The 25,109-nt window shown below is 34.3% G+C and carries 14 protein-coding genes; all 14 read left to right on the top strand.

Annotated elements, in window-relative coordinates; all coding sequences use genetic code 11:
- Window positions 1-43 precede the first annotated feature (43 nt).
- The gene (locus OM074_RS03035) at window positions 44-1,777 is read left to right on the top strand and encodes a glycoside hydrolase family 43 protein (protein ID WP_301197804.1); all 1,734 of its coding nucleotides are present in this window, start codon (window positions 44-46) and stop codon (window positions 1,775-1,777) included.
- Window positions 1,778-1,846: 69 nt separating this feature from the next.
- Window positions 1,847-1,996, top strand: a complete 150-nt coding sequence (locus OM074_RS03030; protein WP_301197803.1) for a hypothetical protein — start codon at window positions 1,847-1,849, stop codon at window positions 1,994-1,996.
- Between the two features lie 12 nt (window positions 1,997-2,008).
- On the top strand, window positions 2,009-5,155 hold the full coding sequence (locus OM074_RS03025) for a SusC/RagA family TonB-linked outer membrane protein (RefSeq protein ID WP_301197802.1): 3,147 nt from the start codon (window positions 2,009-2,011) through the stop codon (window positions 5,153-5,155).
- 10 nt (window positions 5,156-5,165) lie between these two features.
- Window positions 5,166-7,088 (top strand): RagB/SusD family nutrient uptake outer membrane protein, encoded by a 1,923-nt coding sequence (locus OM074_RS03020; RefSeq protein ID WP_301197801.1) that lies wholly within the window; start codon window positions 5,166-5,168, stop codon window positions 7,086-7,088.
- A gap of 56 nt (window positions 7,089-7,144) precedes the next feature.
- Window positions 7,145-10,006, top strand: a complete 2,862-nt coding sequence (locus tag OM074_RS03015; protein WP_301197800.1) for a SusC/RagA family TonB-linked outer membrane protein — start codon at window positions 7,145-7,147, stop codon at window positions 10,004-10,006.
- Window positions 10,007-10,029: 23 nt separating this feature from the next.
- Window positions 10,030-11,793, top strand: a complete 1,764-nt coding sequence (locus tag OM074_RS21620; RefSeq protein WP_301197799.1) for a RagB/SusD family nutrient uptake outer membrane protein — start codon at window positions 10,030-10,032, stop codon at window positions 11,791-11,793.
- A gap of 14 nt (window positions 11,794-11,807) precedes the next feature.
- The gene (locus OM074_RS03005) at window positions 11,808-12,842 is read left to right on the top strand and encodes a DUF5627 domain-containing protein (protein WP_301197798.1); all 1,035 of its coding nucleotides are present in this window, start codon (window positions 11,808-11,810) and stop codon (window positions 12,840-12,842) included.
- Between the two features lie 80 nt (window positions 12,843-12,922).
- Window positions 12,923-15,049 carry an endo-1,4-beta-xylanase gene (locus OM074_RS03000; protein ID WP_301197797.1) on the top strand — a complete coding sequence of 709 codons (2,127 nt, stop codon included), beginning with the start codon at window positions 12,923-12,925 and terminating at the stop codon, window positions 15,047-15,049.
- A gap of 10 nt (window positions 15,050-15,059) precedes the next feature.
- A complete protein-coding gene (locus OM074_RS02995; RefSeq protein ID WP_301197796.1) occupies window positions 15,060-16,703 on the top strand; it encodes a hypothetical protein in 1,644 nt (547 codons plus the stop codon).
- A gap of 266 nt (window positions 16,704-16,969) precedes the next feature.
- Window positions 16,970-19,528, top strand: a complete 2,559-nt coding sequence (locus tag OM074_RS02990; protein WP_301197795.1) for a glycosyl hydrolase 115 family protein — start codon at window positions 16,970-16,972, stop codon at window positions 19,526-19,528.
- Window positions 19,515-21,440 (top strand): sialate O-acetylesterase, encoded by a 1,926-nt coding sequence (locus tag OM074_RS02985; protein ID WP_301197794.1) that lies wholly within the window; start codon window positions 19,515-19,517, stop codon window positions 21,438-21,440. The genes OM074_RS02990 and OM074_RS02985 overlap by 14 nt, the downstream gene beginning before the upstream one ends.
- 11 nt (window positions 21,441-21,451) lie before the next feature.
- Window positions 21,452-22,912, top strand: a complete 1,461-nt coding sequence (locus tag OM074_RS02980; protein WP_301197793.1) for an MFS transporter — start codon at window positions 21,452-21,454, stop codon at window positions 22,910-22,912.
- Window positions 22,913-22,934: 22 nt separating this feature from the next.
- Window positions 22,935-24,065, top strand: a complete 1,131-nt coding sequence (locus tag OM074_RS02975; protein ID WP_301197792.1) for an endo-1,4-beta-xylanase — start codon at window positions 22,935-22,937, stop codon at window positions 24,063-24,065.
- 20 nt (window positions 24,066-24,085) lie between these two features.
- Window positions 24,086-25,054: a glycoside hydrolase family 43 protein gene (locus OM074_RS02970; protein WP_301197791.1), complete on the top strand. Its 969-nt coding sequence runs from the start codon at window positions 24,086-24,088 to the stop codon at window positions 25,052-25,054.
- Window positions 25,055-25,109: the final 55 nt, after the last annotated feature.

Raw genomic sequence — 25,109 nt, 5'->3', positions numbered from 1 at the left:
AAATGATGTATGAAATTATTTATTCACTTAAAAAAAAAGTAAAATGAAGAAAAGTATCTCCATTTGTTCCATTTGTGGAGTTGTTCTTTTATTAAGTTTATTTGTTCCTTTTGTCTCGTGTATTAAGCAAAATGGCAAAAATAATCCAGATTTTAAATCTGATAGTTTAGTTGCCCATTTTGATTATTTTAATTACAAAGGTGATGATGACTTTTATAAATTAAATCCACTTCCTGATAAGGATTATTATTACAACCCTATTCTACCAGGATGGTATTCTGATCCAAGTCTATGTTCAAATGGAAAAGATTTTTTTCTGGTAACATCAACTTTTTCTTTTTTTCCGGGAGTTCCAATTTTTCATAGTACAGATCTGGTTAATTGGAAACAAATTGGACATGTATTAAATAGACCGGGTCAATTACCTCTTGACGGACAAAGAGTAAGTGAAGGAATTTTTGCACCTGCTATTAGTTATAATCCACATAATAAAACTTATTATATGGTTACAACTAATATTAGAAAAGGAAATTTTTTTGTTAAAACAACTGATCCATTTGGAGAATGGTCAGATCCAATTAGTTTACCAAATGTTAAAGGAATTGATCCTTCTTTCTTTTTCGATGAAGATGGGAAAGCATATATAGTTAACAATGATGTGCCAGATGGTGGTTCTCAATACGAAGGACACCGTGCTATTCGAGTTCTACAATTTGATGTAGAAAAGGAAGAAACATTTGGTCCAAGCATAATGTTGGTAAATGGAGGTGTTAATCTTGATGAGAAGCCAATCTGGATAGAAGGACCTCATATGTATAAAATCAACGGAAATTATTATTTAATGTGTGCTGAAGGTGGAACTTCAGTAAATCATAGAGAAGTGATTTTCAAAGGGGATAATCCTATAGGAAGTTTTAAACCATGGGCAAAGAATCCGATGCTAACTCAACGTCATTTAGAGCCAGATAGGGATTTACCAATTACATGTGCAGGTCATGCAGACTTGATTAAAAAAGAAAATGGAGAATGGTGGTCGGTATTTTTAGCTTGTCGACCAATTGAAAATAAATTTGAAAATCTGGGTAGAGAAACCTACTTAATGCCAGTAAAATGGAGCGAAGATGGATTTCCTTATATGACAGAAGGAGATGAACTTGTTCCTAGAATAGTTGAAATGAAAGGATTGGAAAGAGATTCAATGACAACTTTCGGAAATTTTGAAAAGTATGATGACTTCAATGCTCCTGTTTTAGGTATGGAGTGGATGACCTTGAGAGGAGATGCGTCTGATCTATATTCCTTAACAACAGATTCAGGATTTCTTACTTTAAATTGTGCAGATGTAGAATCATCAGAATTGAAAACGCCTGCATTTGTAAGTCGAAGACTACAACATCATAAATTTGAGTGTAAAACTTGTATGTATTTCAAACCTCAATCAGAAGATGAATCTGCTGGTATACTATTATTTAAAGATGAAACGCATCAGTATTTATTTTCTGTAGGTAAAAAAGGAGCTCAAAATACTATTAGCATAAAAAAGATTAAAGAGAATGGGGCTGATGTAATTGACTCAATGAATGTTGAAATTACAGATGGTCCAATAGAGATGAAAGTTATTTCAGATGGTAAGAATTTTAGCTTTTATTATGCTATTGGGCAATCGGATTGGACTTTGTTGTCAAATAGTGTAGATGCATATTACTTATCTACTGCTCAATCATATGGTTTTACAGGAACCAATATTGGTTTATATGCATCCAAAAAATCTTATTAGAAAAATATAAAAGTTGATGATTTATTTTAAATCACATTAAGTATTAATAATTTATAAATCTATGAAATTATGATTAAAAAGAAATGTAAAGATTTAAGATCTTTTAGTGAATCCTTTGATATTGATTTTAGAGGACAAGTGTGTTTGAATTTAGATAATGCAAGAAGACAAAAAAAATTTGTACAAGCTATTGAAATTAGATTACAATTGTCAATTTAAGTCTAAAATATAATGAAAGGTTTAAAAGATTTATTATTTCCAAAACTTTCCATACTTAATAAGTTAGGAAATGTCATCATAAAGAGTTTTGTTTTTATGATGGTTATATTATTATCTGCTTCTGCATATGGGCAGAATACAAAACAGATAGCTGGGATTGTACTTGATGATCAGGGGGAGCCGGTTGTTGGAGCAACTGTTGTTGTTAAAAATACAACTATTGGTATGATAACTGATTATAAAGGTGAATTTGTATTTGATGTTCCAAATGATGCAAAAACTCTTGTTATTTCGTTTATTGGAATGCAAACCCAAGAATTTGATATTACTACTGAATTTAAGGTTAATATTACATTGAAGTCAGAAACGGAATTGCTTGAAGATGTTGTTATTGTAGGATATGGACAGCAGAAAAAAGAAAGTATTGTTGGAGCCATTACCCAAACCACAGGTAAAGTACTTGAGCGTGCCGGAGGTGTTACAAATGTAGGAGCTGCACTTACCGGGCAATTACCGGGTGTTATAACGTACACATCATCTGGCCAGCCAGGAGAAGAAGATCCTAAAATTATTATTCGTTCCCAAACATCTTGGAATAGTAGTTCTCCTCTTATTCTTGTTGATGGAATAGAACGTTCTATGAGCGATGTAGATATTTCATCAGTAGAAAGAATCTCTGTGTTAAAAGATGCTTCTGCTACTGCGGTATATGGTGTTCGTGGTGCTAATGGAGTAATATTGATTACAACAAAACGTGGTAAGGAAGGAAAGGCAAATATTCAGGTACGTGCTAATGCTACTATGAAAATTCCATCAAAACTTCCTGAAAAGTATGACTCTTATAATACTTTAATGTTACGTAATCAGTCTATAGAAAATCAACTGGATATTTATAGTGATAATTGGGAGAGTTATATTCCTGTAGATATTATTAATAAATATCGTAATCCGGCAAATATTGAAGAAGCAGAAAGATATCCAAATATCGATTGGGAAGATGCATTATTAAAGAAGAATGCAAAGTCTTACAATGCAAGTGTAAATGTTGCCGGAGGAACAAAGTATGTTAAATATTTTGCTGCAGTTGATTTCCTGAATGAAGGTGATATTTTTAAAACTGTAGACAATGGGGGAGGTTATGATGCCGGGTTTGCCTACAATCGAATAAATGTTCGTAGTAACCTGGATTTCCAATTGACCAAAACAACTAAATTTAGTTCAAATCTTTTTGGTACTAATGGTACAAAAAAAACACCTTGGGATTTTGAAGGTAGTTTCCCTTGGGCAGCTATATACAGAACAGCACCCAATAGTATGTATCCTGTTTATTCTGATGGAATATGGGGGTTTTATTTTCCCAAAGATGCGGATCAACCAAATTCGGTTTATCAATTAGCAAACAGCGGAAGCGAAGAGCAAACGACTACTAAAATTACTACAGATTTTAGTCTTAAACAAGATCTTAAATTTATCACAAAAGGTTTGTCGTTTGAAGGAACATATTCGTATGATAATACCTTTGTTGAGGTAGATAGGGGGATTAATAACAAATATAAAAATCAACAGCAAAAGTGGATAAATCCAGATACTGGTGAGGTTTTATATAGATATCCGCTAGATTCTTCCACACAATTTGACTATACGAATAAAATTGAATGGACAGCACAAGCAGGAAATATACAAAAATGGTCAACATTTAGAAGACAGTATTACTCTATGCGATTAAATTTTGCTCGTGATTTTGGCAAACATACAGTTACCGGTTTGGGATTGTTCAGTCGCGAAAAGAGTGCTAGTGGTGATAGTTTTGCGCGTTTTCGTGAGGACTGGGTTTTACGTGCTACATACAGCTATGATAGTAAATACTTATTCGAGGTTAACGGAGCATATAATGGTTCTGAAAAGTTTGGTCCTGATTATCGTTTTGATTTCTTTCCTTCTGTATCTGCTGGATGGGTTATATCAGAAGAAAACTTTATGAGTTCATTATCTTTTATAGATATGTTTAAATTACGTGGATCATGGGGTATAATTGGAGATGATTCAGCCGGAGGCAGGTGGCTATATGCTGATCGATGGGAATATGATGGAGTTACAAATTTAGGAACAACGAGTGGAAATAAATCTCCTTACACTTATTACCGACAAACACAAACTGGTAATCCAAATATAGCTTGGGAGACGGTAGAAAAGAGAAATATTGGTGTAGATTACTCATTTTTAGATGGATTAGTTGCAGGATCTTTTGATTATTTTAATGATCATAGAACAGATATTATTGTCAGCGAAAATGACCGTGCAGTAGCTTCATTTTTAGGGGGATCTGTTCCTACAGCCAATTTAGGAGAGGTGAAAAGTCATGGTTATGAGTTTGAAATCAGATTAGGTAAATCAATTAATCAAGACTTTAGAGTTTGGGCAAATATCAATATGACTCATGCAACAAATGAGGTTGTGTTTGCTGATGATCCTGAATTATTGCCAGATTATCAAAAGGATGAAGGATACTCGATTGGGCAAACCAGATCCTACATAGATCATGGCTATTTATCAACTTGGGATGATGTAATTGGAAGTACTCAACGTGTATCGGATAATAATCATAAGAATATTGGAGACTATAACATTATTGATTTTAATGGAGATGGTGTTGTTGATAAATATGACAAAGTTCCTTACAAGTATTCTGGTACTCCTCAAAATACTTATAGTACTACGGTTGGTGTTGATTGGAAAGGAATTAACTTTTCAATGCAATTTTATGGAGTTTCAAATGTGACCAGGGAGGTAAACTTTCCAACTTTTGTAAAGGGTACTGATAATGCATACGTAGAAGGTACTTATTGGACTGTTAAAAATGGAGGCGATGTTCCAATGCCAAGATATAATGTTTCCCAAGGTGATGAGGTTGGTGGAACCAGATATTGGTATGATGGTTCATATCTTCGTTTAAAAACCGCCGAACTAGGTTATACATTCAGAAAAGGATGGACTGAACATTTAGGAATTAAGTCTTGTAAGTTTTATGTAAGCGGCAATAATTTATATGTTTGGACAGATATGCCCGATGACCGTGAAAGTAACTTTAGTGGTAATTCTTCAATGGGTGCATATCCTACATTTAAGCGTGTAACTTTTGGTGTTGATATAACTTTCTAATTATGTTATTATGAATTTGAAAATAAAATATTTTAAAATACCTTTTTCACTTATTCTAATTGCAGGATTTTTAGGATTAGTATCCTGTGAAGATTATTTGGATAAATCACCAGAAAGTGATATAAGTGAAACTGAACCGTTTGAGAATTTTGAGAATTTTCAAGGTTTTACTGAAGAATTGTATAATTGTATTCCTTGTTTTACTGCATCGGCATATCATAACTCATGGAATCTTGGGGATGATGAAATTTGGTGTATTTCTGGTGGTCAGTCTCAGCTAGGAGGATATATTGATCAAGGTGATTATTGGAAATGGGATTCTTATGGTTCTCCATTTTGCTCAGGTACAAAAAATTGGGATGGTAGATCGTTTACAAAATCAGATAATTCCAAAGAGCTAGGACACTTATGGGGTTTTTCCTGGTATGGTATTCGAAAAGCAAATATTGGAATTGCAAATTTAGATGGTTTAACAGATGCTACTCAGGAAGAGAAAAATTTAATTGAAGGACAGCTATATTTCTTTAGAGCATGGTTTCATTTTCAGATTATGAAATATTGGGGAGGAATACCCTATATAAATAGAGTAGTGCCTGCAAATGAGGTATTTAAGGATGGAAGATTGTCTTATCAGGAAGCAGCAGATCTTGCGGCTAGTGATTTTAGAAGAGCTGCGGAGTTATTACCTGTGGATTGGGATGATACAGCAGTCGGTAAAACTACTCTCGGCAATAATATGCAGAGGGCAAATAAAATTATGGCTTTAGCATATCTTGGTAAAAATTTGTTGTATGCAGGTAGTCCTTTAATGAATGAAGTTTCCGGAGGAAGTACAGAATACAATCCAGATTACTGTCAGCAAGCAGCAGAAGCTTTAGGCGAAGCCTTAGCTTTATCTGAATCTACAGGAAGGTATAAATTGGCAGATTTTAGCGAATATTCACAATTATTTTATGTGCAAAATAGTGATAATATTCCAGGTAAAGAAGAGACTATTTTTTGGGAGAACATCGCAGGAGGTAGAGCTAGATTTAGATGGAATCAAATTAATGACTATATAGCTGACGGTAATAGTTTTGGAGGATTTTTACTTGCACCTACGGCTAATTATGTTTTCCAGAATTATGGAATGGCCAATGGATTACCAATTAATAAGGAAGGCAATGTATCTGAAGCGGATGCAGAGTCTGGTTATGATCCTGAATATCCTTGGAGAGATAGAGACCCAAGGTTTTATAAAGATATATTAGTTGATGGAGAAAGAAGTAGTGTGAAGGAAGATAAGCCTGATTATATTGAGTTTGCCTCTCTTTATACAGGTGGTTTTTTTAGAACAACACCTTCCGAAAATAAAAAAAACCGTACTGGATTAATGGAAACAAAGTGGAAACCACGCCTGGCTGAATATGCTAATGAAAGTACAACAATGCAAAATATGACAGTATTAAGTTTAATGCGTTTGGCAGATGTATATTTAATGTATGCAGAAGCTACAGCTGCAGGTTACGGGTTAAATAAAACGGCCACATCATATTCTTTAAATCCAGCGGAGGCTATAAATGTTGTGAGAGACAGAGCTGGAGTGGGACATGTTGCTAATAAATTTTTGACTTCAGTAGATGTTTTTATGAGTGAGTTACAACGTGAACGGGCAGTAGAACTCTCTTTTGAAGGTCATCGTTTTTGCGATTTGCGTCGATGGAAATTATTAGATAAAAAGCCCTATACATTAAAGTGTTCTCTTGAATTTGAAAGAGATCCGAATGGTTTGACAGGTGCTGCCTTGGCTGAGGATTACAAAAATTCCAGAGTATTAAATCTGAGAATGGAAACTCTATTAGAGAGAAAATTCTTAGAAAAGCACTATTGGTTTCCTTTCTTAATCGAAGATGTTAATATTTATCCTGAATTTAAACAAAATCCGGGCTGGTAATATGATAATGATAATAAAAATTTTATTGAGTTATCAAAAATTTAATGTGCAATAAAATGAAGAAATTATTTATAAATATCTGCCTTGTTCTATTTACCATCTCATATTTTAATGGGGTAAATGTTCATGCGCAAGAAAAAACGGATAGTATTGCTAATGTTGCAATTGATTCTCAAGCAAAGGAGGTTATTAATGTAGCATTTGGAACTCAAAATAAGGAAGATGTACTTGGAGCAGTATCAACTGTTAATATGTCCGATTTGTTAAAGAAAAATTATCAAACCTTTCCTCTTGATGGAATTAGGAGTTTTGTGGCAGGATATAATGGAAACATTTGGGGACAAGGATTTTTAGTCCTAGTTGACGGAGTTCCCAGAAATGTTATGGATCTTAATGCTACAGAAATTGAGTCTGTTACAGTCTTAAAAGGAGCTAATGCGGTTGTTCTATACGGTAGCAAGGCTGCCAAAGGTGCTATACTTATAACTACAAAACGTGGTGAAGTTCATCCAATGACTATTGAAGCACGTGTTAACACCGGTATGTATGTCCCTAAAAGTTATCCGAAGTATTTGGGTGCAGCATCATATATGAATTTGTACAATGAAGCATGTGATAATGATGATAAAGAACATTTGTACAAAGACGAGACTATATATAATACTGCAACTGGAGTTAATCCATATAAATATCCTGATATTGACTTTTTCTCTTCTGATTATTTAAGAAAAGCATATAACAAAACAGATGCTACTGTTGAGATTGCTGGAGGAGATGAGAAAACACAGTATTATACCAACTTTGGAATGAGCTATAACAATGACCTTGTTAATTATGGCGAGCAAAGTAAAAATCACGACTTAAATTTTAATATGCGTGGTAATGTAGATATGCAACTCACCGAATGGCTATCTGCAAAAACAAACGCTCATGTTATTTATAATAATAACTATATAGGAAGAGGTAATTTCTGGGGGAGTAGTGCAACATTGCGTCCAAATTGGTTTAATCCATTGATTCCTATTGATATGATAGATCCTAATAACACAAATTTGCAAACTACTATTGCAAATAGTAATAATGTTATTGATGGAAAGTATCTATTGGGTGGTAAGAATGATTTACAAACCAATGCCTTTGCTGATATGTTAGCTGCCGGTTATATTCGTTATAAAGATCGTGTTTTTCAGTTCGACGTAAGCGCTACAGCCGATTTAAGCGGTATTACACAAGGACTGTCCTTTACTAATTCATTTAGCATTGATTATAATAGTTTCTATTCGGAAGCTTATAAACAAAGCTATAGAACATATGCACCAGTCTGGTCTAATATGAATGGCGAAGATATGATTATAGATCTTGCTAAATATGGTGATGATGGTAGTGCAACAAATGAAATGATAGGTGATTCAAGATATATGCAAACTATCACTTTTTATTCTCAACTAAATTATGCCAGAACATTTAACAACACACATAATGTAACTGGTAATATAATTGGCTGGGGCTTCCAGTATCGTAATTCTGTAGATGCAGATCATGAAGGTAGTGATTATCATAGTTTTTGTAATGCAAATTTAGGTATGCAACTGGCATATAACTATAATCACAAATATTATATTGACTTTTCTGGAGCATTTATTCATTCGGCACAATTTGCAGAAGGTAATAGAGAAGCTTTTTCTCCTACAGTAACTCTAGGTTGGAGATTAAGTGATGAAGAATTCCTGAATGATGTATCATTTATTGATAATCTTAAATTAACGGCATCTTATGCTAAGTTAAATCAGGATATTGATATTCAGGATGGTGATGATTCCTATTATTTGTATCAAGGCTACTATAGTGATAATAGTTACTTTAACTGGCGTGATGGTACTATGGGTGGAGCTATTGGTGTATTATCAAAAAGAGGTTCTAACCCGGGTTTAGATTTTGTTTCTCGTGAGGAAATTAGAGTTGGGCTTGAAGGTGCTTTACTTGAAAATAAAGTTTTATTTGATATAAACTATTTTAATCAGGTTACAGATGGTTTGTTGACTCAGGGAGCAAGTACTCTTTATCCTTCTTATTTTGAACGATGGGATTATTCTTTCCTTCCTTACGTAAATTATAACAAGGATAAAAGAACTGGTTTGGATTTTTCTGTTTCATACAATAATAATTTGGGAGACTTAAAATATCAGATTGGTTTTGTAGGAATGTTATATGATTCAGAGGCTATTAAAAGAGATGAGGTTTATGATGAAGATTATTTATACAGAGAAGGTAAACCTTTAGATGCGTCATTCGGTTATATCTGTGAAGGATTTTTTACTGATGATATGGACGTTGCCAATCATGCTACTCAGACTTTTGGAGGAGGTGATGTTAAAGCTGGTGACTTGAAGTATAAAGATGTTAATAATGATAATACTATTGACTATCGTGATCAGGTTGAACTTGGAAAATATGGATCTCCATTTACTTATGGTATCAACTTAACTTTACAGTATAAAAACTGGACACTTTTTGCAATGGGACATGGACAATCTGGTGCAATAGGTTACAAAAACTCGAATTATTATTGGGTTTATGGAAATCGAAAATATTCAGAAGAAGTTTTGGGGCGTTGGACACCTGAAACTGCATCAACAGCAACTTATCCACGATTAACAACTATGTCGAATACGAATAACTTTCAAAATTCAACATTCTGGAAATATAAAAATAATCGTTTTGATTTAGCAAAAATTCAAGTTACATATGACTTACCTAAAAAGATGTTTAATGAAAACTCATTGTTAAGTCAGTTAAGCGTATACTTTAGTGGACAAAACCTTTTGACGATTTCAAAAGAAAGAAAGTTGATGGAAATGAATGTTGGAAGTGCTCCACAATGTAGGTTCTATAACATAGGTATAAAAGCTGCTTTTTAATCTAATTTTTAAAATTTAAAAAGATGAAAAGAAATATATTATTCCTTTTAATTAGTTTGTTGGTTCTATCAAGCTGTGAAGACTTGTTTGAACCTGCAATAGAGAATATGAAGGATATTGATTTAATGTATTCAAATCCACAGTATGCTCAAGGGGTCTTGGTATCAGGTTACCGTTTTTTACCTGATGCATACGGAAATACAGAATATGCCACAGACGATGCAGTAACAAATGAAATCAATAATTCATATTTAAAGATGGCCACAGGTTCATGGACTGCTTCGAATAATCCTGTCAGTGCATGGAATAATAGTTATGGTGCTATTCAATATGTAAATACCTTCTTAGAAAATTGTGATAAAGTAGAATGGGATGAAGATGAGGAGGCTGCTGAGCTTTTTAATATGCGTTTAAAAGGTGAAGCTTATGGACTGAGAGGTTTGTATATGTATAACTTGCTAAAAAATCATGCTGGTTTTTCTTCGAATGGAGAGTTATTAGGTATTCCAATTGTAACATCTCCCCAGAATGTTAATTCAGATTTTAATCAGGAACGTGCAACCTTTCAGGCTTGTGTTGACCAAATAATTACAGATTTAAATTATGCTATTGATTATTTACCTGAAGAATATGTAAGTGTCTATTCGTTAGATGAAGTTCCTGAAAAATATAAAAGCATGGTTACTTCATATGGTACTTATAACAGAACAATGGGTGACTATTTCAGACAATTGATCGATGGACAAATAGCAAAGGCATTTCGCTCAAGAGTTGCTTTACTGGCAGCAAGCCCTGCTTTTCAGGATGGATCAAATACTACAACATGGGAGGACGCAGCAAAGTATTCTGCTGATGTATTGAATTACATAGGTGGTATTTCTGGATTAGATCCTCAAGGAGTTACCTTTTTTAATAATCAGACAGAACTAAACAATGTTAATGAAGGAATTAATCCAGATGAAATATTGTGGAGAACAAGTAAAAGTGAAACATCAGATGAGGAAGAGGATAATTATCCTCCATCCTTATTTGGTAAGGGAAAAATGAATCCTTCTCAAAACTTAGTAGATGCATTCCCTGATAAAGATGGATATCCTATTACGCACGGATCAAGTGCTTATGTTGATACAGATCCTTATGCTAACAGAGATCCACGTTTGTCTTACTATATTATTTATAATTCTAATATTGAAGGTGTCAGTGATGCAGCAATATTCACAGGCAGTGATTCAGGGACAGATGATGGTATTAATGTTTTAGAAACATCTACACGTACCGGATACTATATGAAAAAGCGTATGAGGATGGATGTGAACTATAATAATTCAAATGGTTCATGGCAGAAAAAGACCAGTTATACTCCAAGAATCAGATATACCGAAATGTTTCTTAATTATGCTGAAGCAGCAAACGAGGCTTATGGTCCAATGGGTATAGCTCCTAATGCCAGTTATTCATCTGTGGATGTCATAAGAGCTATAAGAAAAAGGGCACTAGATATATCAAGTGATCCTTATCTTGACGAATGTGCTGGTGATAAGGATAAAATGCGAGAGTTAATTCAGAATGAAAGAAGACTTGAGTTATGTTTTGAAGGTTTTCGTTTTTGGGATTTGCGTAGGTGGAAAGAGGATTTAGCGACGACAGTTAAAGGATTTGATGTAAGTACTGGCGAAGAGTTTGATGTGGAGTCGCGTTCATACAGTGATTATATGAATTATGGACCAATTCCATTTAGTGAATGTTTAAAGTATGATAAACTAGTGCAGAATAAAGGTTGGGAATAAAAATAAATAAAAACATGAAATTAAAGATAATATTATTGATCGTTTTTGTAGCAGGGGTTTTTTGCTCCTGCGAAAATAGTGATATCTCTTATCCTGATTTTGATTATACAACAGTATATTTTGCAGATCAGTACCCTTTGAGAACGTTGGAACTTGGTAAAGATCTATATGCAGATAATTCACTTGACAATGAGCATAAAGTTAGGATTAATGCTACTACAGGTGGAGGATACTCTAATACTAAGGATATAACTATTGATATCCAAGTAGATGAATCACTATGTGATGGCGTGTCGTTTGTTGATGGCTCAGATTTAGTTCCTATGCCAAGTAGTTATTATAATCTTGGAAGTAATAAGATTGTTATTGAAGCAGGTAAAATTCTTGGTGGAGTTGACGTGGAATTAACAAATGCTTTTTTTGAAGATCCTCTAACAATTGGTAATAGATATGTTATACCCCTTATAATGACAGATGTAGTAAATGCTGATAGTATATTGTCAGGTAAGGCGGCGGAAGTAGAAAATCCTAATTTACTTAATAGTAGTGATTGGTCAAAACTTCCTAAAAACTATATATTATATGCAATTAAGTATGTAAATCCTTGGCATGCAACATACTTAAGGAGAGGTGAAGATCAGATTTCGGATGGTGTTAGTACAATAACAGATGTCCGTAGTGAGGAGTATGTTGCTAATGATGAATTAGTTAATGTTTCTACTTTAGCCTATAAAGAATGTTCTTTGCCTATTACAATCTATGAAGATGATAATGAGACTACACGTGCTGAAATAGAATTAATTTTAACCTTTGATGACAACAACAATTGCACTATAGCAAGTAATTCATCTTCCTATACAGTAAGTGGTACAGGTAAATTTGTAACTGAAGGAGAAAAAAACAGTTGGGGAGGCCTAGATCGCGATGGTTTATATCTCGATTATACTGTTGAGCTCACTGATTTGGGTTATACTTATGCTACAAAAGATACTTTAGTTTGTAGAAATAGAGGAGTGTCTGTGGATTCTTATAGTATTAAGGTTGAGTAGTTTATATATTCAAATTGTTCAAGTTAACTCTTTTGATCTTAGGATTCTAAAGGGTTGATTTGAACTAAAATCAATAATTTATGAAAGTATTTGATATAAAATATTTAGTCATATTATCATCAGCACTATTTATGTTTTCTTGTGCAAAGCTTGATGAAGAAGTTGAATCAGGGATTGAAAATGAGAAACCAATTGGTGTTATTGTTGACGAAACTCTATGTAATTATGATGTGCTTAAATCATATTCGGGAGATCTTTTGATTGGAACAAATGTATCTTTAGATGATCTGTCAGGTTCAAATGCAAATGCAACCTTGTTAAAGACAAATTTTGAACAAATTACGCCAATCTCAGCGCTTAATTCTGACGTAATTATGTCCGATGAAGGTGTTTTAGATTTTACAGATATTGATTCATATATAAGCAGAGCTGAAGAGTTAGGCGTATCAGTTTATGGAGATGCTATAGTTTCAAATTTTAATCAGAACGATACTTACCTGAATACAATTGCTGCTTCACTTACATTCCAGACTCCACTTTTTCCAAATTTTGTGAAATCAGGTGTTTTTACTGATGGAACTTTTGATGGATGGACAGTAAATGGAGATGTATCTGTTGTCGATTATATGGAACAACCGTCGGTTAAAATGGTTAATGATGGATCTGTAAGTTCTAGTGATGCTACTTCACTGCAATCACCTATTTATACAGTTGAAGATGGAGCTAAATTTGAATTGACTTTCTATGTGCTTTCAACTCAAGAAGGTGAAGGAAGAGTGACTTTTACTGGTTTAAATACAAACGATCCAGAAATGGATTGGATGGGAACAGGAACCCCTAGTGCTACTTTTACTACTAAAATAGGCTGGAATAAGATTCAGATTCAAACTTCAGATTTTGATGGAAGTGGATCGTTTTCTTTTAAAATGGAGTTAGGGTATACATCTAATGTTACCTATTACATAAATATTCAGGGGATTTCTCTTATTAACTTAAATGGTTCAGTAGAAGATCCTGATCAAATATTTTTGGAGTGTGAAGATGCACAACAAATTGGTAAGTGGATGATTCCTGTTGATGACGATAATGTATCTGGTGGGGTATATTTAAATGGCATTATTGATGGTGATTCAGGAAATAGCCATACAGGAACAGGAACCCCATCTGATCTTGATAATCAAGATTATCAATTTACTTATACTTTTAATGTACATACATCTGGTACATATTATTTGTGGATACGACAAAGAGCTGAATATCCTTGGGGTGGTGATGATTCTTTCTTTATGAGTGTAGATGGTGCTGAGTATTTTTGTCCTGGATGGCCAGCTTGGGGTGCAGAAACTAATACGGATACCTGGACCTGGTTTAAATTATATAGTAGTACACAAAGTGAATTCGTTTTAGATGCTGGTGAACATACCGTTTCAATTAAAATTCGAGAAGGAGGGCATTGGTTTGATAAAATTTATCTTACGATGCTTACAAGTGCACCAACTGGTTTGGGAAGTGCCGTTATGGAACAAAAAGATGTAACCTTAGATGTTTCAGATGATGTGAAAAAGACTGCAGTAGAAAAAGTACTAAATGGTTATGTTGAAGATGTGTTGACAAATGAGGGTGAAAAAATTAATGCTTGGACTGTGGTATCTAATCCATTTGCAGAAGATGGAAGTGTGGCAGTAAGTAGTGGTTCTTCTGTTGAAGGTTCATTCTATTGGGCTGATTACATCGGTAGCGATTATATTGCCCAGGCATTTAGTACCGCAAGAGCAAATGCTGCTTCTGGAAGTAAGTTATTTATTAGTGAGAATGGTTTAAATACAAACTCTGATAAACTAAACACCATAGTTAACACAGTTAATAGTAATAATGATATTGATGGTGTAGCTGTTAGCCTTGATTTAAATCTTGAGTCTGATTTAGATGTCGTGTCGGATATGTTTGATGTTTTAGCGTCAACAGGGAAACTCATATTTATTAAAGACTTTAGAGTTTCTTCTGAAGAAACGGAAGAAGCATATGCACTTCAGTCTGAAATTTATAAAACTGTTGTAGATTTATATAAAACAAAAATCCCTGTTTCACAACAATATGGAATTTCATTGGCAAACCCAGTTAGCAATAGTTTTGGATTATGGGATTCCGGTTATAACAGAAAACAAGGATATGCTGGTTTTGTTGTTGGTTTAGGTGCGCAAGAATAAAAGATTGATTATGAAGAATATTATAACATACATTTTAATAGCATTATTGTCAGTATTTTCCTGGTCATGCTCTAAATCTGAGGATGGACCTAAGACAGTAGAGGGTGGAGGATATGCAAAGTTCTCAAAAACAGAGATAACTGTATCTGATAAAGGTGGGCAATCTAGTGCAACCATAGTGTGGGATAATGTTGAGTGGGAGATAAATACAGCAGTAGAGGAAAGCTTTATTACCAATGTTTCACCATCTTCGGGTGGTGAAATTGGTAAAAGTGGGTTAACAACTGTTTCCTTCACTGTGTCTGAAAATAATTCAACATCTAAGCGTTCTCAGAAAATTTATGTTGTTAATAAAGAAACAGGAGAACAGGACGAAGTTGTTATAGTTCAGGAAACATTGCCTTTTACTACATTAAATCCAAATACAAAGCATCAGAAGGTTGTTGGTTTTGGAGGTATGTATAATCCTGTTATTTGGACAGGAAGTAATTTGATTAATTCAGATGAAATGACCACTATGTATGATCCTGATGGTAAATTGCAGTATTCTATTTTGCGTTTAATGGTTTATCCTGATAAATCAACGTGGAATGCTGATGTTGCTGGAGCATTGCAAGCACAAAATTACGGAGCTGTAATATTTGCTTGTCCTTGGGATTGTACTGATGAACTGGCTGAATATATTGATAAAGATGGTAAATCGATTAAACATTTGCCTGCATCTAACTATGATGCATATGCCGACCATTTGATTGAATATGTTAATTATATGAAATCAAAAGGGGTAAATATCTATGCTATCTCTATCCAAAATGAACCGGATATGGATTTTACTTACTGGACACCGGAAGAGGCTGCGACATTTACAGCAAATTACGGCGCAAAAATAAGAGCAGCAGGAGTAAAATTAATGTCACCTGAAGCTTGTGGATTTTTACCAGAATACACAGATGCAGTTTTAAATTCGAATGAAGCATTTTCTAATACAGATATTCTTGTAGGGCATTTATATCAAGGCTTTACCGATTTGGCAAATAGTTATGTAAAAGCCAGACATGATTACATCTGTAATTTGTATCCAAGTTATTTGGCTCCTGCAGGTAAAACCTGGTGGATGACAGAAAAACTCTTTAATGAAGGAGAAAAAGAAGAAGATCTGGATAAACATTTATTTAGGAAGTGGTCTTATAACCTGGAGCAGCTTGGTTTAGAAATCCATATGTGTATGGAGGGATATTGCAGTGCGTATGTATATTGGTATCTTAAAAGATTTTACGGTATGATTGGAGATAATGATTCCAGAAGTACTGTTACTGAGGGAGAAGTAATGAAAAACGGATATATTTTGGGGCATTATTCTGCTTATGCAACAGGTATGACAAGGATAGGTATAGAAGTGTCTGATGAAGATGTACTTGCTACTGCCTACGTGAATGAAACCGGTGATGTTATTACGGTTGTAGCACTGAATATGGGTGAACAATCCTACGAAACTTTCATAGAAACTCCAGGTGAAATATCAGCTCATAGCGCAATTGAAACAACAGAGGATTATAATATGAAAGATGTTGGTACTAGCTTGAGTGATGATTTAAAGCATCTTGATATAATTATATCACCTAGAAGTATTTATTCTCTTAGAATTGAGTTATAAATAAATCATTTATAAGTATTAATAGGGAGGCTTTATAGGTCTCCCTTTCTTTAATGTTCTAGATTTTATAGCGGAAAGGATGAGTGATCTATCGTTAGTATAGGATGCGCCAAAATAGGATGTTAGTTGCAATGAATGTAATCAAATATATTTTGATGGAATAAATAGTTATAGGTATGATTTAATAAGAATATCAAAATGTAATTCTTTAATTAATAATTATTAGATCATATATTGACTAGTTATATATGTATAAAAAAAATCACATGAAAAGAAAATCCTTTAAAGTTGAGATAAGATTATTGTTTGTCATTCAACTCATATTAATAGGGAAAATTAGTCTATTTGCACAAAATCAAAATACTTATTTAAGTTTCGAAAATAAAGAAGGTGATTTTGTCATTAGCTCTGAAAATGAAATTACCCCAATTGTTATAGATGAACAGGATTATGAGGGTGTGGAAATAGTGTCAGAATGGTTGGTTAATGATATACAAAAAGTAACAGGAAAAACAACACAGATTTATCAAAAGGAGCTGCCTCAATCAAAAAACGTAATTTTAATTGGAACCCTTGGAAAAAATAGATGGATAGATCAATTAATCAAGAATAAAAAATTAGAGATTAAAGACATTCAGGGACAATGGGAAATGAGTTGTTTGCAAGTTGTTGAAAATCCCTTTCCAGATGTCGATAAGGCATTGGTTTTAATGGGATCTGATAAACGAGGTACTATTTATTCAATGTTAAATTTGTCTAGAGAAATGGGTGTTTCACCTTGGTATTGGTGGGCAGATGTTCCAGTTGATAAACACGAAAGTGTTTTTGTAAAAAGGGGGCGTTATGTTACACAAAGTCCAAAAGTTAAATATCGTGGAATTTTTTTAAACGATGAAGAACCTGCATTAGGTGGTTGGGTTCGCGAAAACTTTGGAGGATTTAATGCAAAGTTTTACAATCACGTATTTGAATTAATACTTCGGTTGAAAGGAAATTTTCTTTGGCCTGCCATGTGGGGAAAAGCGTTTTTTGATGATGATCCTGAAAATGGAAAGTTAGCTGATAAATTAGGAATTGTAATGAGTACCTCGCATCATGAGCCAATGGGTCGTGCACAAGCCGAATGGCATCGTTATGGTTCAGGGCCGTGGGATTATAAACAGAATGCAGAAGTACTTTCTGATTTTTGGAAAAAAGGTATGGAGCGCAATAGAGATTACGAAACGGTTGTAACAGTTGGTATGCGTGGTGATGGCGATGAAGCGATGGAGGAAGGTACAAATATCTCTTTATTGGAAAAGATTGTAAAAGATCAACGTAAAATTATAAGTGAAGTTACTCATAAGCCGGCTAAAGAAACTCCTCAGGTATGGGCTTTATATAAAGAAGTTCAAGATTATTACGATAAAGGAATGCGTGTGCCTGATGATGTAACATTATTGTTATGTGATGATAATTGGGGTGATGTTCGTAAATTACCTGAAGTAAATGCTCCGGCACGCTCAGGGGGCTATGGAATGTATTATCATGTTGATTATGTAGGGGGACCGCGTTGTTATAAATGGTTGAACGTAAGTCAAATTCAGAGAATATGGGAACAGATGAATCTGACTTATAGTCATGGAGTGGATCAAATATGGATCTTGAACGTAGGTGATTTAAAGCCAATGGAATTTCCAATCAGTTTTTTCCTTGATATGGCATGGGATCCTTCATCTTTTAATTCGCAAAATTTGTATCAATATACAATTGATTGGTGTGCAGAACAATTTGGCGAAAAATATGCAAATGAGGCAGCACGTATAATTAATTTATATACAAAGTATAACCATAGAGTAACTCCGGAATTGCTTAGCCAAGAAACTTTTAGTCTCGAAAACTATAATGAGTTTGAGAAGGTTCGTGACGAATACAGGGATCTGACATTGGATGCATTGCGTCTCTATAATTTTATTCCAAATGAATATAAGGATGCATTTGATCAGCTTGTGCTTTTCCCAACCAATGCTAGTTGTAATTTGTACGAAATGTATTATGCTGCTGCAAAAAATAATCAGCTGGCAAAAAGTAATGATCCCAAAGCAAATTATTGGGCAGATGTAATAAAAGCTTGTTTTGATCGTGATTCATTATTTACAATTCATTACAATACACAAATTGCAGGTGGTAAATGGAATCACCAAATGGATCAAATACGTATAGGATATAAATCCTGGGCAGAACCCAAACACAGAATAATGCCAAAGGTTGTTAGAGTTTTAGATAATTATGATAATTCAAATTTGGTATTTGAAGAAGCGGATGGCTATGTTTCTATAGAAGCTGCAAATTATCAGTTTGCCAAAGGTAATGATAAAATACATTGGGAAGTTATTCCTGATTTAGGCAAGACCAATTCTTCAATTACAACTTTCCCTCAAAATGAATATCCTACCAGTAAGGACTCGGTTTATCTTGAATATGCTATTGATTTTAAATCAACAGGACTGTTTGATGTGAGTGTTTTGGTTTCGCCCACTCTTAATTTTAATGCAAATAAGGGATTGAGGTATGCCATTTCTGTTGATGGTAAGAAAGAACAAATAATCAATATTAATAAAGATTATAAACCTTGGGATATGGATAGATGGCAGGCCAATAGGATCAATATTACAAAAAGTAAATTATTAATTGATACAGTAGGGTTGCATCGATTAAGGATCAGAGTTTTAGAGCCAGGAATTGTTTTGCAAAAAATTATGGTAGATACAGGAGGATTAAAGCCTAGTTTTATCGGTGCTCCTCAAAGTAAACAAATAAAATTAGTGACTAATGAAAAGAAATAAAATAGCAATAAAATTTTCATTATTATACCTTTTTATCCTTTTAACTCTGCATGTTAAAGGAGAGGTTAAGTTACCAAGATTAATAGGTAATGGAATGGTACTGCAACGAGATGTACCTCTAAATATATGGGGATGGGCAAATCCTTCCGAAAAAGTAAGGGTGAAATTTATAGGCAAATCTTATGTTACCAGGGCAGATGATAAAGGTAATTGGCAAATAAATTTACCAGCTATGGTCTCTGGCGGTCCATATGATATGGAGATAAACCAAATTAGGATTGAGAATATTTTAATTGGTGACGTTTGGCTATCTTCCGGACAATCTAATATGGAACTTCCATTACATAGAGTAATGGATTTGTATTCAGCAGAGATAAAACAAATAGATAATGATCAGATACGATTTTTTCGTTCATCGTCACGTAAAGATTTTAAAAATACACAAGTCGATTTCCCAGATGGCAATTGGAAAGCAGCTACCCAGGAGAATGTTATGGAATTCTCTGCCGTAGCTTATTTCTTTGCCAATAAACTGTACCGAAGATACCAAGTTCCAATTGGTATCATCAGTACAGCTATTGGAGGATCACCAATTGAATCATGGATTAGTACTGACAATGTAAAAGGTTATTTAGAAGAATGGAACAATAAACAAGCACATAATGATTCTGTTAGAGCTAAAATACATCAAGAATCTCCAGATAAGTTAAAATACAATTGGATTAAAGAAATAAATTCAAATGATCCTGGCGTTTCCGTGTGGTCAAAGGAAGATGTAGATGTTTCAAATTGGCCAGAAATATCTGTTCCTGGATATTGGGGTGATAAGGGCGTGGATTTAAGGCAAGGTTCTATTTGGTTTTGTAAAGAATTTGAAGTAACAGATTCTTTAGTTAATCAAGATGCAGTTCTTCGATTGGGAAGAATAATCGATAGTGACTCAGCTTTTATTAATGGCACTTTTGTAGGAACTGTTTCTTATCAATATCCTCCACGTATATATAATGTTCCAAAGGGAATACTAAAACCAGGTAAGAATAAATTAATGGTAAGAATCATCAGTAATGGATGGAAAGGTGGATTTGTTGAGGAAAAACCTTACGAATTGCGTTTTGCCAGCCAAAAAATTGATTTGACAGGAGACTGGAAATATCATGTTGGTGCAAAAGTTAGTCCTGAGCATATTCCGGGTAATCTTCAGTTTATGCCAGGTGGTTTATTTAATGGTTTAATTCATCCAATTGTTGGATTTAAACTTAAAGGGGCTATTTGGTATCAGGGCGAATCTAATACTGGCAGAGGTAAAGAATATGAAGAACTTTCAAAGAAATTAGTAACAGATTGGCGTAAGAATTTGAATCAACCAGAACTTCCATTCTTGTATGTTCAATTGGCTAATTTGGGACTACCATCAAAAGTACCGGTGGAAAGTGGTTGGGCTGAAGTAAGGGATGCTCAAAGACGTACTCTGGAGTTACCAAATACAGGTATGGCTGTTGCTTTTGATTTAGGAGAGTGGAATGATATTCATCCATTAAATAAAAAAGAAATTGGTCGTCGGCTAGCTTTGGAGGCAGCTCGGGTTGCTTATAGTAATGATACGTTAGTTAGTTCCGGGCCGTTATATGATTCTATGCAAATAGAATCCGGATACGTTATCCTGACCTTTAAATCCGTAGGAGCAGGTTTATATGCCAATAGTTTGTTAAAAGGATTTCAAATTTGTGGTGAAGATGGGCATTTTGAGTGGGCAAATGCCGTTGTTTTAACAAAGAATACAGTTAAAGTTTGGAATCATAAAATATCTAATCCTAAAACGGTGCGATATGGATGGGAGGATAATCCTGTTGAATCAAATTTAAAAAATAAGGATGGTTTGCCTGCATCACCTTTTACAACAGTAAATAAATAAGTATCAATTTTATGAAAACAAATTCTCAAAAAATTTCTGTCATAGAAAAAATAGGTTATAGTCTTGGAGACCTGGCAGCCAACCTTGTATTCCAAACTTTAATCACCTATCTGGCTTATTTTTATACCGACATTTATGGTTTAAAAAACAACCATGCATCCTTAATTATGCTCTCTGTCGGTCTTTTTGCTGCATTTTTGTTTAATCCAATTATAGGAGCCATAGCCGATAGAACACGCTCTAAATGGGGGAAATTTCGTCCATGGATTCTATATACATCCATACCGTTGGGCGTTATGGCTCTACTTGCCTTTACAACCCCTGATTTTGCTTATAAAGGAAAAGTAATTTACGCTGCATGTACATACACTTTATTGTTAATGTTATATGCAGCCAACAATTTACCTTATTCAGCGCTCAGCGGTGTAATAACTGGCGATATGGGTGAACGAAACAGTATTTCATCCTATCGTTTTGTAGCAGTTATGTTTGCGCAGTTTTTTGTCCAGGTTTTTATGTTACCTATTATTGAATTTGCAGGTGGAGGTGATAAAGCGGTTGGCATTGAAACCGTAATGACCTGGCTGGCCATTATAGGTACAGTCATGTTACTCATTACTTTTTTCACAACAAAAGAACGTATTGTACCCTCTGTTGATCAAGAGTCCGACCTAAAAGATGACTTAAAGGATTTAGTAAAAAACAGACCCTGGGTTATTGTTCTATCTGTAACCATCCTTGTATTTGTAACGCTTGCTTTAAAAGGAGGATCCTATGTTTACTATTTCAATAATTATGTAGACGAAGCTACATTAGCTACTGCCATTAGTCCAATTACAGATTTTCTTTCTTCAATTGGCATGAATTTTTTCGGTTCAGATCCAGCTTCGGCAGGTTTTGGATTATTTAATGCCGGAGGTATCATTTTTATGATGGTGGGTATTGCTTTATCTAAAAAACTAGCTGACAAATATGGTAAAAGGGATGTGTATTTATATGGTTTACTAATATCAACTTTATTTATACTAATTTTTTATTTCTTCTCTCCTAAAAATGTAACACTCATGTTTGTGTCTCAAATCCTGCATGGCTTCTTTTATGGGATTACAATTCCTCTTCTTTGGGCAATGATAGCTGATGTAGCTGATTATTCTGAATGGAAAAACAATCGTCGGGCCACAGCAATTATCTTTTCGGCTATGATGGTTGGGTTAAAATCAGGTCTTTCTGTTGGAGGGGCGTTGGTTACTTGGATATTAGGACTTTATGGTTATATAAATAAAGACGCTGTTGACGTAGGACAAAAAATAATTCAACCGGAAACTGTAGCACAAGGGGCTAAAATGTTGATTAGTATTTACGCATCAATTCCTTTTTTAATTGCAGTAGCCTTGCTGATCTTTTATGAAATTAACAAAAGTCTGGAAGTCAAGATTGAACACGATTTAAAAGAAAGAAGAAACAATATATAATTGTAAAACTAAAACTTTCATTATGAAGATAGTATCATTACAAAAAGGCCTCGTGTTTTTATTAGTAGGTTTAAATACATTAGCATGTAAAGCCCCATCAACTTACGATGTAAGTTTATCAGATGCTTTTGAAGGTAAATTTTATATTGGAACGGCATTAAGTGAAAAACAGCTATTAAATGATTCTTCGGATTTAAACGTTGTGAAGAAAAATTTCAACGCCATTGTTGCTGAGAATTGCATGAAAAGTGAAGAAATACAACCTTTGGAAGGAATATTTGATTTTGCTGCTGCTGATAAATTTGTAGAGTTTGGAAAGCAAAACAACATGTTTATAACCGGGCACACCTTAATTTGGCACTCGCAAGCACCTGATTGGTTTTTTACCGATAGCCTTGGAAACGATGTCTCACGGGAGGTTATGATTGATCGCATGCGAAAACACATTCACACGGTTGTTGGCAGATATAAAAGAATTATAAAAGGATGGGATGTGGTGAATGAAGCCATATTGGATGATGGAACCTACCGTAACAGTAAATTCTTCCAAATAATAGGAGAAGATTTTATTAAACTAGCATTTCAGTTTGCACACGAAGCAGATCCGGATGCAGAACTATATTATAATGATTACTCCATGGCTGAATCAGGTAAACGAAAAGGGGTTGTTAACATGGTAAAAAATCTTCAATCACAAGGAATCCGAATAGATGGTATTGGTATGCAATCTCATATAGGTTTGGATTTTCCAAAGGTTAGCGAATTTGAAGCAAGTATTAAAGCCTTCGAATCACTCGGGGTAAAAGTTATGATTACAGAACTGGATTTAACCGTAATTCCAACACCAGATTGGAATGCTGGTGCAGAAATATCTACCAGATTTGAATATAAAGATCAGCTAAATCCATACATAGAAGAATTGCCGGATTCAGTGCGTTTGGCTTTCGAAAATCGTTACATGGAATTCTTCCGGTTATTTTTAAAATATCAGCAATGTATATCAAGAGTTACCTTGTGGGGTGTTAATGACAATCAAACCTGGAGAAATAATTGGCCTATCCCGGGCAGAACTGATTATCCATTACTTTTTGATAGAAAAAACCAAGCCAAGCCGGTGGTCAACAAACTAATTGAACTAGCAAAAGAGAACTAATCAAAAATAATTTCAATATAATGTCAAAACCAAGATATTTAATAGATCATTTATATACGGCTGACCCGGCTGTTCATGTCTTTAACGGTAAACTTTATATTTACCCATCGCACGATGTAGAATCAGGAATTCCTGAAAACGATAACGGCGACCATTTTGACATGCGCGATTATCACATCTTCTCCATGGAAGATATAGATGGAGAAGTAACAGATCATGGAGTAGGTCTTGATGTAAAAGATATTCCATGGGCAGGCAGACAACTATGGGATTGTGACTGTGCATACAATGATGGTAAGTACTATTTATATTTTCCCTTAAAAGATAAAAACGATATATTCAGAATTGGTGTTGCCATAAGTGATAAACCAGAAGGTCCATTTATTCCTCAGGAAGATCCAATAAAAGGAAGTTATTCAATTGATCCTTGCGTCTTTTGCGATGAAGATGGACAGCAATACATGTACTTTGGAGGCCTATGGGGTGGACAATTACAACGGTACCGAGATAATAAAGCCATTGAGTGCGGACATGAACCCAAAGATGATGAAGATGCACTTCCCTCAAGAATCGTAAAACTGGATGAATCAATGCTCTCTTTTGCCGAAGAACCCAAAGCAATTGTTATTCTTGATGAAAACGGTGAAACTATTAAAGCAGGTGATCATGACAGACGGTTTTTCGAAGCTTCATGGATGCACAAGTACAATGGTAAATACTACTTTTCATATTCAACGGGCGATACGCATAAATTATGCTATGCAATAGGGGATTCTCCGTATGGCCCTTTTACTTACCAAGGGATAATTTTAACTCCTGTTGTTGGTTGGACAACACACCATTGTATAGTGGAATTTAAAGATAAGTGGTATTTGTTTTTCCATGATTGCGTCCCATCAGGAGGAAGAACCTGGCTTAGGAGTTTAAAGGTTCAAGAGTTAGAGTATACTGAAGATGGCCGCATTAATACAATGGAAGGGGTAGAATAGAAAAGTAGACTTATGTACGTGCCTTCATTTTGCATTGTTTTAGTATCAAAAACCA

Source organism: Plebeiibacterium marinum (assembly GCF_026013615.1).
Lineage (GTDB): Bacteria > Bacteroidota > Bacteroidia > Bacteroidales > Marinilabiliaceae > Saccharicrinis > Saccharicrinis marinus_A.
The sequence above is the reverse complement of the archived record's forward strand: the minus strand, read 5'-3'. Positions and strand labels throughout refer to the sequence as shown.

Coding starts and splice junctions, on each gene's coding strand:
- OM074_RS03035 (WP_301197804.1), top strand. CDS start 44: ATGAAGAAAAGTATCTCCATTTGTTCCATTTGTGGAGTTGTTCTTTTA.
- OM074_RS03030 (WP_301197803.1), top strand. CDS start 1,847: ATGATTAAAAAGAAATGTAAAGATTTAAGATCTTTTAGTGAATCCTTT.
- OM074_RS03025 (WP_301197802.1), top strand. CDS start 2,009: ATGAAAGGTTTAAAAGATTTATTATTTCCAAAACTTTCCATACTTAAT.
- OM074_RS03020 (WP_301197801.1), top strand. CDS start 5,166: ATGAATTTGAAAATAAAATATTTTAAAATACCTTTTTCACTTATTCTA.
- OM074_RS03015 (WP_301197800.1), top strand. CDS start 7,145: ATGAAGAAATTATTTATAAATATCTGCCTTGTTCTATTTACCATCTCA.
- OM074_RS21620 (WP_301197799.1), top strand. CDS start 10,030: ATGAAAAGAAATATATTATTCCTTTTAATTAGTTTGTTGGTTCTATCA.
- OM074_RS03005 (WP_301197798.1), top strand. CDS start 11,808: ATGAAATTAAAGATAATATTATTGATCGTTTTTGTAGCAGGGGTTTTT.
- OM074_RS03000 (WP_301197797.1), top strand. CDS start 12,923: ATGAAAGTATTTGATATAAAATATTTAGTCATATTATCATCAGCACTA.
- OM074_RS02995 (WP_301197796.1), top strand. CDS start 15,060: ATGAAGAATATTATAACATACATTTTAATAGCATTATTGTCAGTATTT.
- OM074_RS02990 (WP_301197795.1), top strand. CDS start 16,970: ATGAAAAGAAAATCCTTTAAAGTTGAGATAAGATTATTGTTTGTCATT.
- OM074_RS02985 (WP_301197794.1), top strand. CDS start 19,515: ATGAAAAGAAATAAAATAGCAATAAAATTTTCATTATTATACCTTTTT.
- OM074_RS02980 (WP_301197793.1), top strand. CDS start 21,452: ATGAAAACAAATTCTCAAAAAATTTCTGTCATAGAAAAAATAGGTTAT.
- OM074_RS02975 (WP_301197792.1), top strand. CDS start 22,935: ATGAAGATAGTATCATTACAAAAAGGCCTCGTGTTTTTATTAGTAGGT.
- OM074_RS02970 (WP_301197791.1), top strand. CDS start 24,086: ATGTCAAAACCAAGATATTTAATAGATCATTTATATACGGCTGACCCG.